Source organism: Proteus sp. G2675 (assembly GCF_963886535.1).
Lineage (GTDB): Bacteria > Pseudomonadota > Gammaproteobacteria > Enterobacterales > Enterobacteriaceae > Proteus > Proteus mirabilis.
Genome location: NZ_CAWPCB010000014.1, coordinates 198,501 through 215,784, shown reverse-complemented (window position 1 = coordinate 215,784; position 17,284 = coordinate 198,501). Strand labels below are relative to the sequence as shown.

The following is a 17,284-nucleotide window of genomic DNA, read 5'->3' as shown; positions in this document are numbered from 1 at the left end:
ATCCTAATTTCCTCTTCATTTAAAGAATACATTATTGACATCACTTTATCTTTTTCTATACATTTTTTGTTACTTTTAATTTCAGTAAAACATAATCGATCGTATTTTCCTTCTTCTAAATATCCATCACCATAATTTCATATATAAATATAGAAGGAGCTATCTTTAGCTTTAAATAAATTATACTGTTCATCTAAGATAACCTTATTTTTTTTCCACCATAGTATTTTTCCATAATCAGTTATCGGAAAATCCTCAACCAGAATAGAGGTAGTATACGTATCTTTATGTACTCCCATAACTTTAACGGGAATAAAAAACTCATACACTACAAAAAAAATAAAAGATAGCAAAAATATGATTATTGTTATTTTATATTTAAAAGCCATTATTTTGGACTCCGAATTTTTATATTAATAGTCGCTTCCATATTGGTCATAAACGGTTTAAAGCCTAATTTGTCATATCGCTGTAATACAAACCAAATTCTAAAAAATCTGAAATTATGATAAAGAGCAGACATAATATCATTACTATCTAAACCAAAATGATCTTGAATTTTATAATGAATAATTGCATCACAATAATCATTGTAAATTTCTAGCTTTTGTAAAGTAATGGTCGTTGACCAAGTGTCATGTACGGTAATCCCCAATCCATTCACTCTATCCTCAAGACGATCGAATTTAGGAAGCACGCTATCGCCTATATAACTTTTTAGCACCAAGTGAATATCAATACGGTCTTTTATACTTCGAGTATTCCAATTAATAGATTTATTAAAAACGTCTCTTATTTTCAGTAATGAACTATTATCAGAATCATCTTCTAAAATTTGCTCTCTGATAGCATCGTTTAATAAAGGATCATTATAAGGTGCGCCATCATTAAATTGCATATGAGTTATCATTTTATTAATAAGGATCGCATAAGGACTACGGAAGGCAAACATTGATGATAAATGGCGAAATTCATCAAACAAGATTTGTGCACATTCAGCTTTTCCTATTTTTGATATCACTATGTTATGATTATTCGCATCATAGACTTTATTAAAAAATCCATCATTTTCTATTGTTTGGAAAGTGTATGGATTTACTCTCATTGAAACATCACGCAAATTAAATTGATTTCGTAGCTGATCTCCACTCAAATCTCCGTAACGCATATCATCTGCACTGTAATCATCCATACGTCTTTGAGTTTGGTATATAACCAATGGAGTAATTATCGCTGACATAATTCTGCCTTGTATAAACTCTTAAATTGTACTTGAGATACTATATCCCGACGTACCAGCCATGATGTGATTACATGTAATACTTTCATAGTGTATTGTAATTATTTCACTGGGTAATGAATCACTTTGAGTTATTGTGCTGGCATTCACCTGGGAATAATTAACAATTGATGCATTAGTTAAAACAACAGTCATATATTTTTCTTGTGAACCAGTAGCGGAGGTTCGATAGTAATCAAGTTCACATCTTAATATTTCATTATTTGTGATGGCGACAATGAGTAAAGGCGTTGATTTATCGACATGTTTGGTAATTGACATTGGATGGTGGCTCAGATTTTGGGCTCTGTTTATATTGAATGAAGAAGCTATTACTAATATCTCATCAGTATGGTTTTCTTGATATTTATTTCCTATTGAGTCCCAAGTAGAGCACCCTGCTGAAATTAAGCCCTGTTTATTTCCATTTAAACGTAAGTAAATATTATTAGCCATGATTAATTCACCTTGATTATGAGCAGTTTTAAACACTCTAAAGCAATACTGCTAGTATAGTATTATGATAAAAAAACATACAAGTAACCTACTATAGGTATTAATGGAGTGTATTAGAAACAACATGGGTGATGATTATTTAGCAACTTACCAATAAAATATATTCGCTGGTATTACTCTCTATGTTTAATATAACTTTTTATAGATGAAGATAATATTGTGGTGAGTACTTACTACTATTTAGATGAAAAACAGCACCCCGTTGCAATGAATAATTTTACTGAATGCTTATAATTAGTAAAAATCCTCACAGAAGTTAGCTTGTAAAAATGGACACTATAATATCCAATTATGCCATATTATGCTATAATTGGACATTATAGTGTCCATTTTATGTTTAGAGCTAATAATGAAACTCTCATTACTTACCGATATTGATGTTAGTCGAGCTTTTGCTACTCATTTACGAAAACGACGAGAAAAAGAAAAATGGTCTCGGGAACATCTTGCCGAGCGCAGTACCGTCCCTGCATCAACAATTAAAAAATTTGAGTTACAAGGCAAAATTTCATTACGACAACTACTGTTACTTTGGCAGTGTCTTGATGATTTAAATAACCTTTATGCCGTTGTTGACCCTAAAAAAGCCAATAAGCCTCGTATACCAAGAACCATTGAAGAGGTATTACAAGATGAATTTTAAGCTAACATGGTAAACAACCACCATTAAACATAATCAAACATCTTGCAGAAATAGCTGGTTTTGAAAGTTGGCAACAAGCACAAACGTATATCCATCATACTGTTGATATTATTAGTCAATTCTCATCGTTAGCTAAAGAGTATGACGTTTCAAATTCCGTTCGTGCTGATATTGATAAAACGCTTACTAATCGCCTAAAAGAAAATCAACACTTACTTTAATTTCGTAAAAAAGGGAAACTTCCGTTTCCCTTTTAGATTTTAATTTAATGTATTTTAGCTTATTTGTTTATCCCAGAGTGGATCACTTTTTTATGTTGTGAGCCAGCTACTTTATCGTAAATAGCGCATATAACAATAGTCACTAATACAGGAATTAACCACGCTAATCCTTGCTCACTTAATGGTAATTTAGCCGCCCAATCCGGTAATAAATGTTTTAAATGATCGGACGCTTTAATGGCATCAAAAATGCCAAAAAATAAGCTTATTGCCATTGCAGGGGCAATAATACGGCTTGGATTATGCCAAAAACGTAAAGTGAAACTCATCAGAAGAATCACAATACAAGGAGGATAAATCATCACCAGAACAGGAATAGAGAACGCAATCAGTTTACTTAAACCAAGATTAGAGACTACCGCGGAAAATACAGCCAAAATCAATACTAATGTACGATAAGAAATAGGCAAATAGCGGCTAAAAAACTCCGCACAAGCACAAGTTAAACCTACCGCTGTCACCATACAAGCTAAGAAAATAAGCAGAGCTAAAAAGAAACTACCAAAATTACCGAAAGTATGTTGCACATAAGCATGTAAAATATCTGCGCCATCTTTTGCTTCTGGAATAATGCTGCCGCTAGCAGAACCAAGCTTAAATAAACTAAGATAAATCGCCGTTAATAACACACCCGCGATAATTCCCGCCCACATAGTATAACGTGTTAATAAAGACGAATTATCAATCCCTCTTGAGCGGGCCGCATTGACAATAACAATACCAAAGACCATCGCGCCTAACGTATCCATGGTAAGATAGCCATTAATAAAACCTTGGGTAAATGCCATATCTTGATATGCTTGTGTAGCGGGGATCGGCGTTCCTGCTGGCCAAAATAGCGCAGCTAAACCTAATACAGCTAAGGCTAAAATTTTAATCGGTGCCAGAATGTGACCAACACTATCAAGTAATTTTCCCGGATACAGTGAAATACCGATAACAATTAAAAAGTAAATGACACTATAAATAAGTAAGGCAATATCACTATCACCCACTAAAGGAGCAATGCCAACTTTAAAAGAGACCGTTGCGGTTCGAGGGGTGGCAAATAAAGGGCCGACAGCAAGATAAGCGACTATTGCTAATAAAAGTCCCATAGATTTACCAATGGGGGTGCTTAATGCTTCAATTCCCCCTCCCACTTTCGCTAATGCCACCACTGTTAGCACAGGTAAGCCAACTCCGGTTAGCAAAAAACCAATGGCCGCAGTCCAAACAAACTCCCCTGATTGCAACCCCACCATCGGGGGAAAAATAATATTCCCTGCTCCAACAAATAGAGCAAAAGTCATAAAACCTAATGCCAGAATGTCTCTGGAAGTTAATCGATGTGCCATAAGATTTGTTAATATATCGTTATTAGATGGTTAATTTACATTTACTATATAAAGTAAATACAACAAAAATATCAGCAGTATCTATTTTGCTTCATGATGGGTTATTCAGAATAATATTTAAGAATAATCATTTTACACAGAGCAATTACATATTAAATAGAAAAAAGCGCCGATAACTGCTCACAAGTAAAACTTTTATAATGAAAAAAGGCAATAGCTGATCTAAAAAGCAGAATAATCATCTAAAGTATTTTTTCAGGCCAGTGATAACTGTTATATATCGCCAATTATCCCCGATATGATTTGTATATTTTTTACTCACCAAACAGTAATCTAGCCATCAATTAAAGTTCCCATTAATTAATAATATTAAAATTTAACGCTACGATATTAGATTTTATTGATATTGATTTGATGGGTATATGACAAAAAGACCTTTATCACCTCTTTTAAAAATAGGTAATAAAGGTACTAATAAAATAAGGATAAAAACGAAATTATTTTTTTTCTGTTAACAATGTTTGCGGCATGATAAAAGAAAAAGTGCTTCCTACACCGACTTTACTTTCAATATTCAGTATTGAGTGATGATGTTGTAAGGACTTTTTGACAATCGCCAATCCAAGCCCTGTACCACCGGTGTGGCGGGAGCGCGCTTTATCTACACGATAAAAACGTTCGGTTAAGCGCGTTAAATGTTCAGCACTGATACCCGGCCCATTATCTGACACACTAAACAACATACCTTGTGGTACTTTTTTCCAACTCACGCGAATAGTCGTACCCTCAGGGGTATGATTTATGGCGTTATAGACAAGGTTAGATACGGCACTACGCAATTGCTCTTCATTACCACGAACAGCCCATTTATGGTCAATATCAAAGATGATATTTTGTTGTTCTTGGCTTAATGAGTGCGCGTCATGCTCAAGCACGCTTAATAGCGCAGGCATATCGACAACCGTGTTCAAATCAATATGAGGCGCAGATTCAATACGTGAAAGCTGTAACAGTTGTTGTACTAATAAGTCCATACGCTTTGCTTGCTCTTGCATGGTCTTAATCACTTTATGTTCAGCCGGGTTTTCTGCGGTATTCTCTTCCATCATCTCAAGATAGCCTTGAATAACCGTTAAAGGTGTTCTTAATTCATGGCTCACATTAGCAAAAAAATCACGTCGCGAATTTTCTAACTTATTCTTCTCGGTCACATCGCGAGCAACCATTAAACGTTGATCATCCGCATAAGGCATTACCCGAAATTCAACAATCGCACCATTATTTAATGCAATAGTTAAAGGGCGGCTAAAATCGGCGACGGTGAAATAATGTAAAAAATCGGGATAGCGCAATAAATTAAAAATATTTTGTCCATTATCATCAGGCCAACGAAAGCCTAGAAGATGCTGAGCAAGACTATTACACCAAAAGATATTTCCTTCATTAGTGATCATCACAACGGCATCTGGTAGGCTCTCCGCCCCGCTACGAAAACGCTTAATTAAATCACCTAATTCTCGACGGCGTTTACGGTTACGTTGCTGTGTTTGTCGTATACCATAAAAAATAGGCTCCCAGCCCCCTTTCCCTTCTGGGGGTAATACCGATCTATCGAGCCATAACCATTTAGATAATTTCATTAAATTATAGGCGTGCCATATCAAGGCACTCAGTAATGAGACCACGAGCAACCAAGGAAGGTGGCCGATAAATAGTGATAATACAAAGGCAGGTAAACAAAATAGAAATAGCCCCCACACGAGGGCTTTCCATGAGAGTCGTTCTAACACCAGTTAATTACTCCCTTATCAACTCAAAATCGAGCAGAGAAACGATATCCCGTTCCTCGTACCGTTTGTATCATTCGGTCATGGCCATCTTGCTCTATAGCTTTACGCAATCGACGAATATGTACATCGACAGTACGATCTTCGACATAAACATTGGTGCCCCAAACATAGTTTAGCAACTGCTCTCGGCTATATACACGTTCGGGATGGGTCATAAAAAAGTGGAGAAGTTTAAATTCGGTAGGCCCCATATCAATGGGTTTATCTTGACTGGTAACTCGATGTGAAACAGGATCAAGACTTAATCCATTAAATTCAATCACATCTTCTGCCGACATCGGTGACAATCGTCGTAAAATAGCCTTTACCCGAGCCACCAGCTCTTTAGGCGAAAAAGGTTTAATCACATAGTCGTCTGCGCCTGTTTCGAGACCTTTGACTTTATCTTCTTCTTCCCCTTTTGCTGTTAGCATAATAATAGGAATATCACGGGTATTATTTTCACGCTTCATCTGTTTAATCACTTGGATACCCGAGCCTCCGGGGATCATCCAATCTAATAAAACCAGATCAGGGTAAGGGTCAATCAGAAAACTCAATGCAGTATCATAGTCCTCAGCTTCAATAGGCTGAAAACCATTTTGCTCTAATACAAAACAGATCATCTCTCGAATTGCGGTTTCATCTTCAACAACAAGAATACGCCTTGCCATACTCTATCCTGTGTTATTTATATAGAGGGTCATAATGATTATGAGGCACTTTTATGACAGATTTATGACTGACTATGACAATACTGGAATACAGTGTCATTGTTAAGGTAAATAAGGCTAAAATTGGTGTAATTTCACTCAAAATACGTAGCTCATAGGTGGATTTTCACTAAAAAAGTAAGGTGCGCTATACTGACGGCAGTTAACATTAAGGGATAGCAATGCGGATTATTCACACCTCAGATTGGCATTTAGGACAATATTTTTTTACAAAAACTCGCGCCCAAGAGCACCAACAATTTCTCGATTGGCTATTAGCGCAAATCCGTGAACAACAAGTTGATGCAGTTATTGTTGCAGGGGATATCTTTGATACTGGCTCCCCCCCCAGTTATGCCCGAGAACTTTATAATCGATTTGTCGTCGCAATAAGAGATACTCAGTGCCAACTGATTATTTTAGGGGGTAATCATGATTCTGTGGCAACGCTAAATGAATCTAAATCACTGTTAGCATGTTTAAATACCACCGTCATTGCTAATGTTCACACTGAAACCCCACAAGCCCCTATTATTCTTTATCAAAAAAATCACACACCTGGAGCATTACTTTGTGCAATCCCCTATTTACGCCCTAGAGATATGATAAATAGCAAAAGTGGGCAATCGGGAGCAGACAAACAGGGCGCTTTAAAAGAAGCGATCGCAGATTATTATCAACGCCAATATCAAGCCGCGCTTGACTTACGAAAACAACTCAATGTTAACATCCCTATCATTGCCACAGGGCATCTGACAACGATTGGCGCCAGTGTTAGCGATTCGGTACGTGAAATTTATATCGGCACATTAGAAGCCTTTAACGCAACCCTATTTCCTCCATTTGATTATATCGCCCTTGGTCATATTCATCGTCCACAGCGCGTCAATAAATCGGGTCATATTCGCTACAGTGGTTCACCTATTCCATTAAGTTTTGATGAAAGTGCACAACAGAAAAGTGTTTGTCTTATCGATTTTGAGCAAGATAAGTTAGCGGAAATGACACTATTACCCATCCCTGAGTTTCAGCTATTACGCACTCTTTCAGGCTCGTTACAAGAAATTGCCACACAACTCGAAAAGTTAGCAACACAATATAATGAAATGGATACCACGATTTGGCTAGATATTGAAGTTTCAACTCAAGATTATCTCAGTGATATTCAAACCCGTATTCAAGAGCTAACTCAATCGCCACTCTTTGAAGTGATCGTATTAAGAAGAGCGAGAAAACAACGTCAAGCACTGATGCAAAATGAGAAAGAAACCCTAACTGAACTGACTGTATATGATGTATTTGAAAGGCGCTTAGCTCAACACCAGTTTGAAACCGAGGAAGACAAAACACGGTTAACCACACTCTTTAAGCAAGCGGTTGAAATGGCAGAGCAAGAGGATAACAACGCACGATGAAAATCTTAAGTCTGCGCTTTAAAAACATTAACTCACTCAAAGGCGAATGGAAAATTAACTTTGATCAAGAGCCTTTTGTTAGCAATGGACTATTTGCCATTACAGGCCCGACAGGTGCGGGTAAAACCACGCTCTTAGATGCAATTAGTTTAGCGTTATATCACAGAACGCCACGCTTAGATAAAGTAACCCAATCTCAAAATGAATTAATGACTCGTCACACTGCAGAATGTTTAGCTGAAGTGGAATTTGAAGTTAAAGGGGTTGCTTATCGGGCATTTTGGGAACAACGTCGTGCTAATTATAAAGAAGAGGGAAACTTACAAGCCCCACAGGCTGAGTTAGCAAAAATTAATCGTTTAGGCGGTGAAGATAAAGTTTTAGCCAATAAAATTAGCCAAGTAAAAGAAAAAATAATCTCGATCACCGGATTAGATTTCGATCGCTTCACTAAATCCATGTTGTTATCACAAGGGCAATTTGCTGCATTTCTCAACGCTGATGATAAATCTCGTGCAGAGCTACTTGAAGAGCTTACTGGTACAGATATCTATCGCCATATTTCACAAACAATTTTTAAACATTGGCGCGAGGAAGAGCAGGCTTTAAATACGCTAAAACAACAAGCTCAAATGATGGCATTATTGGATGCAACAACACGCCAAGAGCTATTAACACAACAAGCCAATATTCAAACACAAATAACAAGGTTACAAAAAGAACAACAGGAATACCAAGTTGCTAAGCAATGGCAAGAAAAAGCGCTAGAAATTCAGCAGCAACAACAATCAGCCCAAGCGGGACTCAATGAGGCTCAACAGGCATTAATTATTGCTCAACCCGATATTCAACGCTTAGAAAAAAATGAGCCAGCAGAAAAAATTCGCCCTCTTTATGATGAAAAAAATCGTCGTCTTACAGAGCAAAACTATTTAGCAACACAGTTAACAAGCTTAAAAACAGAAAAACAGGCCATTGAACAACAAAGCCTACCTATCAATAAAAAATTGGCAGACTTTCATGAACAATTAAAAACGCATCATGAGAAAAAACAGCACACTTTACAGTTAATTCGTGAGAAGGTACTGCCTTTAGATAATCAATTGGTGCTGTTACAACAAGAAATTAGTACTAATAACCAACACAAGCATAAATTAGAAAAAATATGCGCTGAATATCTGCAACATTCTCAGTTAGCCGAGAAAAAATTAATCACCACACAACAACAAGTTAATCAATTAAATAACGACTTAACACAACACGCCTATCATGCACAACTTGCGGAAAATCTACCCTTATGGCAACACTATTTTCAGCAATATAATGAAATATCAAGCCAATATCTTGCCAACCAAAAACGAGAAACAGCAGAGCAGGAAAAAGTCATAAGTTTGGAAAAAGCATTACAACAAGCTACCCAAACATTAGCCACCCAACAAGAGCAACTTAATTTACAGCAACAGCAACTACAATCTTATCAAACACAATTGGAAGCGCGTCAAAAAGCAGACAAACCCGATGAAATAAAACCGCGATTACAACAAATTAATCTGCAAAAAAATGCATTGACAAAAATTATAAATTTACACACTCAATTACAACGTAATGGCAAAGAGCAGCAACATTATCAAACTACATTGAGTGAAAATCAGCAAAAAATAGCGACTCTAACCCAAACGATTGCAGAAAATGATCTGGCACTAAAAGAGAAAGCACAACATCTTAAAGATTTAAATGATAACTATCTTTTGCTACAAAAAGTCGCCGAATATGAGCAAGAGCGCGCACGTTTACTGAAAGATAAACCTTGCCCTCTATGTGGCTCAACACAACATCCTTATGTAGAAACCTATCATGACATCAAACCAGATGAGACAAAGCTACGTTTAGAAGCATTACAACAGCAGGTGCATTCACTCACCGTCACCTTAGCCGAACAGCGAACCCAACTGGTAAACTATGGCTCACAAAATAGCACCTTGAGTGACAATATCGCTCAGTTAACCCAAGAGAATAGCGTACTGACCCAACAGTGGCAGACGTTAGCACAAGCACACCATTTACCGTTAGTTGATGATGCAGATAACTTACTGACATTAGAACAATCATTAAATCAGCAAGAGCTTATTCTCACAGAAAAACTTGACAGTTATCAGCAATTAGAAGCCCAAACACATCAAAAGAATACGCATTTTCTCAATGCAAAAGAGCAATTTAATCAACAACAACAATCGGTTAAGCAACAGCAAAATGATTTAGATTATTTGCAAAAAACAATCAAAACCTATCAGCAACAAAACGAGCACTTGCACCAACAGCAACAACAATTAGCACAACATATTCAGTCAGCGATTGAAAAACAAGGCTATACACTCCCTGAATTTGAGCAGTTCACGCCATGGTTGGCAGCTCGTCAACAAGAGCACCAGCAATATCAAAGTCAGTTAAAAGAGCTTCAGCTATTACAACAAAGCCTACGTGAACAGCAAGTGACGCAAAATGAAAAAAAACGTTATTTAGCAGAAAAACAGGCTGAACTTGAGGCGCTATTAGCAAAATTAAGCCAACAACAGCACCAACAAACACAATGGCAGGATCAACGACAAGCCTTATTTGGTTCACAATCTGTAGAGCAGGTACGTAGTGAACTTGATAAACATAGCCAATTTTTACAAACCCAGATTGAGCAATATACTCAAGAAAAAAACCAACTAGAAAACCGACTTAATCAATTAATTGGCCAATATCAAGAGAATGAAAAAGCCCTACAACGAGCAATAACACAAGCACAACAAGCCACTGAACACTATCAACACGCGTTAAAAGAGAGTCTTTTTGACGATGAAAATGACTTTTTAGCCTCTCTATTATCGGTAGAGGAAAGAACACGTCTACAAGAGCAGCAAAAACAGCGACTTGATAAACTTTTACAAGAAAAAACGCGCCTTGAGACTCAAGAAAAAGCCTATCAACAACATTTATTACAACAACCATTACTCTCAACCCAATGTACTGCTGAGCAATGTAATATCCATTTAGACGACTTAGCAAAGCAACACAAAGCGTTGCAAGAAACACTATTTAGTCTGCAAATACAATTACGCCAAGATGATGAAAAACGGATAGAGCAACAAACACTATTAGCGCAAATAGCCAAACAGCAAGCGCATTATGATGATTGGAGTTATTTAAATGAGTTAGTTGGCTCTGCATCTGGTGATAAATTTAGTCGCTTTGCCCAAGGGTTAACCCTCGACCATCTTATCTATCTGGCTAATCGTCGCTTAGAAAAACTACATGGTCGTTACTTTTTACAACGCAAAACGACAGGTAGCCTTGAATTACAGATTGCCGATACATGGCAAGCAGATGCTCTACGCGATACACGTACACTTTCTGGTGGAGAGAGTTTTTTAGTCAGCTTATCCCTTGCCTTAGCGTTATCTGATTTAGTCAGTAATAAGACGCAAATTGAGTCACTCTTTTTAGATGAAGGCTTTGGCACCCTCGATCCTGATACACTAGATATTGCTTTAGATGCCTTAGATAGCCTTAATGCTTCTGGCAAAATTATTGGTGTGATCAGTCATGTTGAAGCGATGAAAGAGCGTATTCCGGTACAAATAAAAGTGAAAAAAGCGGGGGGTTTAGGAATAAGTCAGCTAGCACCTGAGTTTAGATATGGTAATAAGAGCAATGAAAATCAATCAGTTAAAGACTAGCTCTAATAATTTGATGTAAGTGGTTAAAATTTTTAGATATCAATAAATCACCCACAGCGTCTATAGTATGTGCATAGATTAGCTCAGGCTAAACAGCTTTAAACGCTTATATTTATCAAGGAGATAAGCATGTCTAACGCATTCACAGAATTAATGAAAAAACGTAGAACAATTTATCATTTAGGTAATCAACTGCCTATTAGCGAAGACAGAGTTGCTACGATCATCAAAGAAGCGGTTAAAGAAAGCCCTAGCGCATTTAACTCACAAACTTCTCGTGTTGTCGTTTTATTTGGTGAACAACACCAGAAATTATGGAATATCGTTAAAGATACTCTGAAAAAATTAGTCCCTGCGGATGCATTTAGCGCAACAGAGGCCAAAATTAATAGCTTTGCTGCCGGTGCAGGCTCCATCCTTTATTTTGAAGATACTGATATCGTTAAAGGGCTTCAAGAGCAGTTCCCACTGTATGCTGAAAACTTTCCTGTTTGGTCAGAGCAAGCCAGTGGTATGGCTCAGCTTTCTGTCTGGACTGCCCTTGCGGCTGAAAATGTAGGGGCATCACTGCAACACTACAATCCAATTATTGATGATGAAGTTCACGCAACTTGGGATATTCCTCGCCATTGGAAATTAAGAGCACAAATGGTCTTTGGCTCTATCGAACAAGAAGCAAGTGAGAAAAATTATATTGAAGATGACGCTCGTTTTAAAATCTTCAAATAATAGACTTTAATATAGACATCTGATCCAAATACCCTCTTTTTATTTTCATTCCTTGCCCACAGCCTCTGTGGGCTTTTTTTTGCCCACGACAAATAATAAAGGGAGCAATAAAAATTTTCATGAGAGCCTATATGTAATAAATACAGTTCCAGCTTATTGGCAACCCATGAGTAAAAAAATATAAAAAAAAGAGCAAAGTGCGTAATGAATACAAAGGTAGGGATGGACCCTTTGTGTTCAACACTTTGCTCTCTTTATTTAGTTACGCACCTCTCGTAAGAGGTGCTATTTTCACAAGGCGTATGAAAATATGTTATTTACGAGTAATGTTGTTCGCTTTTGGTTGAGCAATAGGTGACTGCTCAGCAAAGTATTTCACTACTGCATCAACATCTGGCACGCTGTAAACCGGATCTTTACCTTCTTTCAGTACAGAGAAGTTACTACCACCTGTTGCTAAGTATTCATTTGCAACTACACGGTAATTCGCTTTCATATCCACAGGCTTACCATCAATACGCATTGATTCAACAATCACACGTTGTCCAACAGGTGCTTTGCTGTCCCATGTATATTGGAAATTACCCGATACCGCTAATACTTGTGGACGTGAACGATCCCACTGTTGCTCTAATAAGCGTTTGATCTGCTCACCCGTTAATGTTTGTGTTAACAGTACATTAGAGAATGGTTGTACGGTATAAATAGCGTTATAAGAAACATCACCACCCGTCATATCAGCACGAATACCGCCACTGTTCATTAAGGCGATTTGTGCGCCACCCATATCTTTTGGTTTTGCCGTATATAAATGGGCATCAGCAATAACTTGACCTAGACCCGATTCGCCTGCATCGTTAGTTTGCTTGGTTAAGTTACCTTCTAGTTTACCAATAATACGGTTCGCTAATGGTGTAGCAATTTTCTCGTAAGCTTCTAACAGTTTAGTGACAGCAGGATCTTTTTCATATTTGCGGTTATCAACCCAAATATTACGCGCTTCTACATCAACAACATCTTTCGTTGTTTTATCTAATTTCAGGTCGATACGCGTTAACATTGCGCCATTAGATTGTGCAGAAGTCACTGATCTACCGTTAATAGTACAGTTATAAGCTTGGTGAGTATGACCCGTTACAACAAAGTCAACCGCTGGATCTAATTGTTCAACCACACCAAGTACTTTACCTGTAATACCATTACATGCGTTGATATTTACTGGACCACCATCACGGCGCTGTGCAGCACCTTCGTGGATCAGAACACCAATCGCCTGTACACCTTGAGCTTGTAACTTAGGCACTAAAGCGTTGATTGTTTTTGCTTCATTGTGGAAGCTTAAACCTTCAGTTCCTTTTGGTGTCACGATAGCCGCAGTACCTTCTAAAGTTAAACCAATAAAGGCAACCGGAATACCATTGAACTCTTTAATCACATATTCAGGGAATAACGTTTTACCTGTTTCGTTAACAGTCACGTTAGCCGCTAAATATTGGAAATCAGCACCTTTAAATTCAGTAGGACCTTGACAACCTGTAACTGGATGGCAACCACCGTTTTGCTTACGCAGTAACTCACCCATACCTTTATCAAATTCGTGGTTACCCACTGAAGTTGCTTCTAAACCTGCTAATGACAGCGCTTCAATAGTTGGCTCATCATGGAACATTGAAGATAACAGTGGGCTAGCACCAACCATATCACCGGCAGCTACCACAATATTATTTGGGTTATCTTTTTTCAGCTCTTTGACCAGCGTAGCCATATGCTCAATACCACCAGGCTTGTTTGGACCTGGTGCTTTTAATGCACCATGGAAGTCATTGAGTGCAATCACACGGACATCAACGACGTTCGCTTCGTCATAATTTTTAGCACAACCTGCTAATAAGACGGAGCTTACTGCAAGGGCTACGAGTTTATATTTATGGTTCATTTAAGTTTTATCCCTAGATCAATATTCACGTTTCGGACAATCAATCACTTCGAAATCTTTGCTATAACAAATATAGAATTCATCTCGATTAATTTGAATTTCTTTATCCTTCAATGATGGATTATTTTCTTTTAAGAACTTAATCAATTCACTATTTGAAGGGCGGCCTTCTGGTAACACTAATGCGTCAAATAACGCTTGTTGCTGACCAAAGAATGCTTCTGGCGTATCAAAGGCACAAACGCCATGTTTTTCCCATTCACCTTGCAATAAGTCAATACCCGGTGATGAACATAAGTAAGGTTTAATCGCTGAGTATTCTAATGGTGGTAAATCCCCTTTACATAAACGAGGATGCTTGCGTATGTCTTTCCAGTCACGGCATTCATCCCATGATTTACCATCGCAGGTTTCAGCCCATAGCCCATGAACAATCCAGCCAAATTTATTATCTGAGAAACACTGGATTTCAAATTTATCGAATTCGCGTTTAGCACGCTCTTTTTCGTTATCGTTATTTAAACGCTTAATATTATTTTTTTTATAATCACAAAAAGCCGGTGAGTAATTAATGGCTAATTTAAAGTAATCTGTTGATGCTTTACTATTTTGACCATAACGATCATTTGTCGCAATATAGTCATAATTGGCAGTAGGTGCATCAGGTAAAATACAAGATACGCCTTCAACTAATTTTGCTTGCGGTTTTAATGGTTGTTTAACTTCAGGTGCTTGTGTCACACAACCCGCTAAAATAACAGCTAAAATAGCAGGTAATAGCTTTATAAAGCGCATAAAATCCCCTTAAAGAGCAATAACTGCACTCTTTCACGCCAAAACATGAGAACGACCTGCCCGAATGGACAGGTCTATAAGATTATTTCTTCTCAGTTAGGTCGATTTTGTAAATTGCAAAACCGATATCGTCATTTTCCACAAAGGTCATTGGATACTGAGCAAAATCTTTAATAAAGTTAGCGGCTTTTTCACTTGGTGAAGTTTCAAAGCGAACATCTAATTGTTTATCTGTCTTAATCGGTAAGAAAGACCAATTATTCGCAGCTTTTGTTGCAACTTCGCCATTTTCTTTCGTTTGCTTAGCAATATAAGAAGCTAAAATTGCACGGTTTTCATCTGGTGATGCAAAGGCGATATTGCTTTCACCTGTACCCGCAAATTTACCACCGTATCCACGATAGTTATTGGTTGCAATTAAGAAAGTTGCTTTAGGATCGATAGGTTTGCCTTGGTAAGTGACATTTTTGATACGGTTTGCATCTTTATTGACAACTTGGCAATCAACGTCATATTTAGCAGGCTGAGTTAAATCAACTTTATACTCTACGCCACTGATAGTGTCGAAGTTATAAGTACGGAAACCATCCCAGTTGATTAAGTATTGTGGTTTGGTTGAGTTAGGATCAACTTGGTTCCACATACCCGCTGAACATTCTAACCACTCAACAACATCTGCACCGGTTGCTTTTACAACCACTAATGTATTTGGATACAGATATAAGTCTGCTGCGTTACGGAATGTTAAGTCACCCTTTTCTACTTCAACGAAGTCTGCAGGTGCATTTTTACGTCCGCCGGCTTTAAATGGTGCTGCTGCACCTAATACTGGCAGGCCGTCTAAGTTCGGATCACCTTGAATAAAGTGTTTAGTATAATCAACCTGTGCATCGTTAACGATTTGTACCGTTGGATCACTTTGTACTAAAGCTAAGAAGCTATACATATTAGCTGACGCTTTACCAATATGTTTTCCGACGAAATCACGAGTACCTTGGTGTGCTTTTTCAATGATTTGCGCTAACTCGGCATCACGTTCAACTAATGCTTTTTTGTTTGCTTTATCAAAGATAGGACGCGCTTCACCTGTTGCTTGGGTCATCACCCATTTGCCGCTGTCGTTATTGATAACCATATCGACAACACCTAAGTGATCACCCCATTGGCCTGGCATTACTGCTGGAACACCATTTACAGTGCCTTTAGCAACATCAACACCTTTAATGCCTTCAAATTCTTTACTTGGGAATACGCCGTGAGCATGACCAAACATAATAGCGTTAATGCCATCAACTTCACTCAGATAATAGACTGAGTTTTCAGCCATAGCTTTATAAGGTTCAGAAGAGAAACCAGAGTGAGGGATAGCCACAATCAGATCCGCACCCTCTTTTTTCATTTGAGGAACGAATTTTTTCGCTGTTTCTGTAATATCATTGACAACGACTTTTCCATCCAGATTGGCTTTATCCCAGATTAAAATCTGTGGTGGTACAAAGCCGATATAACCAATCTTGATAGTGTGCTCTTTGCCATCACGATCTTTTACTGGTGTATCAACAATGATATAAGGTGTGAAATAGTTTTTGCCTGTTTTCGCATCCATGATATTGGCATTGATATATGGGAATTCAGCGCCCGCAATGGCTTTTTTCAGGTAATCTAAACCATAGTTAAATTCATGATTACCAAAGTTACCTACGGTATACCCCATGGTATTCATTAACTGGTGCGCTGGATGAGCTTCCCCTTTCTCTAAGCCTTTAGCTGCTTGATAGTCAGCCAGTGGACTACCTTGGATCAAGTCACCGTTATCCACTAAAATCGCATTGGTTGCTTCAGCTTTCGCGGCTTTAATTAAATTCGCCGTACGAACATAACCAAACTGTTCTGTTGGTTTGTCTTTGAAGTAGTCAAAGTCGATTAAGTTACTGTGAACATCCGAAGTCTCCATAATACGGAGATCGACTGTCGCAGCATTAACATTGAATGCGACCAACATTGCTAATGTTGAGATTTTCAACACATTCTTAACCATTACACACCCCTTATATATTGGTTAACAGGAGAGCACAGTTGCTCTCCTTTT

The 17,284-nt window shown here is 37.8% G+C and carries 12 protein-coding genes and 1 pseudogene; 4 read left to right on the top strand and 9 right to left on the bottom strand.

Annotated elements, in window-relative coordinates; all coding sequences use genetic code 11:
• The 3 genes and pseudogenes from AACQ49_RS04330 to AACQ49_RS04320 form a co-directional block, all read right to left on the bottom strand.
• Positions 1 to 389, bottom strand: a pseudogene (locus AACQ49_RS04330) (DUF943 family protein); the annotation flags it as partial.
• The gene (locus tag AACQ49_RS04325; RefSeq protein WP_004245156.1) at positions 389 to 1,240 is read right to left on the bottom strand and encodes a DUF3289 family protein; all 852 of its coding nucleotides are present in this window, start codon (positions 1,238 to 1,240) and stop codon (positions 389 to 391) included. The pseudogene AACQ49_RS04330 and the gene AACQ49_RS04325, both read right to left, overlap by 1 nt.
• Positions 1,241 to 1,261: 21 nt before the next feature.
• A complete protein-coding gene (locus AACQ49_RS04320; protein ID WP_004252601.1) occupies positions 1,262 to 1,735 on the bottom strand; it encodes an Hcp family type VI secretion system effector in 474 nt (157 codons plus the stop codon).
• Positions 1,736 to 2,144: 409 nt separating this feature from the next.
• Here AACQ49_RS04320 and AACQ49_RS04315 point away from each other — a divergent pair, with 409 nt between their 5' ends.
• Positions 2,145 to 2,438: a helix-turn-helix transcriptional regulator gene (locus tag AACQ49_RS04315; protein WP_004245158.1), complete on the top strand. Its 294-nt coding sequence runs from the start codon at positions 2,145 to 2,147 to the stop codon at positions 2,436 to 2,438.
• Positions 2,439 to 2,718: 280 nt separating this feature from the next.
• Here AACQ49_RS04315 and brnQ read toward each other — a convergent pair whose 3' ends face one another.
• From brnQ to phoB, 3 genes are all read right to left on the bottom strand, one after another.
• Positions 2,719 to 4,056 (bottom strand): branched-chain amino acid transport system II carrier protein, encoded by a 1,338-nt coding sequence (brnQ, locus tag AACQ49_RS04310; protein ID WP_161778902.1) that lies wholly within the window; start codon positions 4,054 to 4,056, stop codon positions 2,719 to 2,721.
• Positions 4,057 to 4,553: 497 nt separating this feature from the next.
• On the bottom strand, positions 4,554 to 5,846 hold the full coding sequence (gene phoR, locus AACQ49_RS04305) for a phosphate regulon sensor histidine kinase PhoR (protein WP_004245160.1): 1,293 nt from the start codon (positions 5,844 to 5,846) through the stop codon (positions 4,554 to 4,556).
• Positions 5,847 to 5,869: 23 nt separating this feature from the next.
• A complete protein-coding gene (phoB, locus tag AACQ49_RS04300; protein ID WP_004249004.1) occupies positions 5,870 to 6,559 on the bottom strand; it encodes a phosphate regulon transcriptional regulator PhoB in 690 nt (229 codons plus the stop codon).
• 221 nt (positions 6,560 to 6,780) lie between these two features.
• Here phoB and sbcD point away from each other — a divergent pair, with 221 nt between their 5' ends.
• The 3 genes from sbcD (at position 6,781) to AACQ49_RS04285 (ending at position 12,464) form a co-directional block, all read left to right on the top strand.
• Positions 6,781 to 8,013 (top strand): exonuclease subunit SbcD, encoded by a 1,233-nt coding sequence (gene sbcD, locus AACQ49_RS04295; RefSeq protein WP_004245162.1) that lies wholly within the window; start codon positions 6,781 to 6,783, stop codon positions 8,011 to 8,013.
• Positions 8,010 to 11,735, top strand: coding sequence for an SbcC/MukB-like Walker B domain-containing protein (locus AACQ49_RS04290; RefSeq protein ID WP_161778901.1), 3,726 nt, complete (start codon positions 8,010 to 8,012; stop codon positions 11,733 to 11,735). The genes sbcD and AACQ49_RS04290 overlap by 4 nt, the downstream gene beginning before the upstream one ends.
• 129 nt (positions 11,736 to 11,864) lie before the next feature.
• A complete protein-coding gene (locus AACQ49_RS04285) occupies positions 11,865 to 12,464 on the top strand; it encodes a nitroreductase family protein (protein WP_004245165.1) in 600 nt (199 codons plus the stop codon).
• Between the two features lie 313 nt (positions 12,465 to 12,777).
• Here AACQ49_RS04285 and AACQ49_RS04280 read toward each other — a convergent pair whose 3' ends face one another.
• The 3 genes from AACQ49_RS04280 to AACQ49_RS04270 all read right to left on the bottom strand — a co-directional run bounded on the left by AACQ49_RS04280 (position 12,778) and on the right by AACQ49_RS04270 (position 17,233).
• Positions 12,778 to 14,400 (bottom strand): bifunctional metallophosphatase/5'-nucleotidase, encoded by a 1,623-nt coding sequence (locus AACQ49_RS04280; protein ID WP_004245168.1) that lies wholly within the window; start codon positions 14,398 to 14,400, stop codon positions 12,778 to 12,780.
• A gap of 18 nt (positions 14,401 to 14,418) precedes the next feature.
• The gene (locus tag AACQ49_RS04275; protein ID WP_004245169.1) at positions 14,419 to 15,195 is read right to left on the bottom strand and encodes a ribonuclease T2 family protein; all 777 of its coding nucleotides are present in this window, start codon (positions 15,193 to 15,195) and stop codon (positions 14,419 to 14,421) included.
• An 82-nt stretch (positions 15,196 to 15,277) separates the two neighbouring features.
• Positions 15,278 to 17,233, bottom strand: coding sequence for a bifunctional 2',3'-cyclic-nucleotide 2'-phosphodiesterase/3'-nucleotidase (locus tag AACQ49_RS04270; protein ID WP_004248998.1), 1,956 nt, complete (start codon positions 17,231 to 17,233; stop codon positions 15,278 to 15,280).
• Positions 17,234 to 17,284 lie beyond the last annotated feature (51 nt).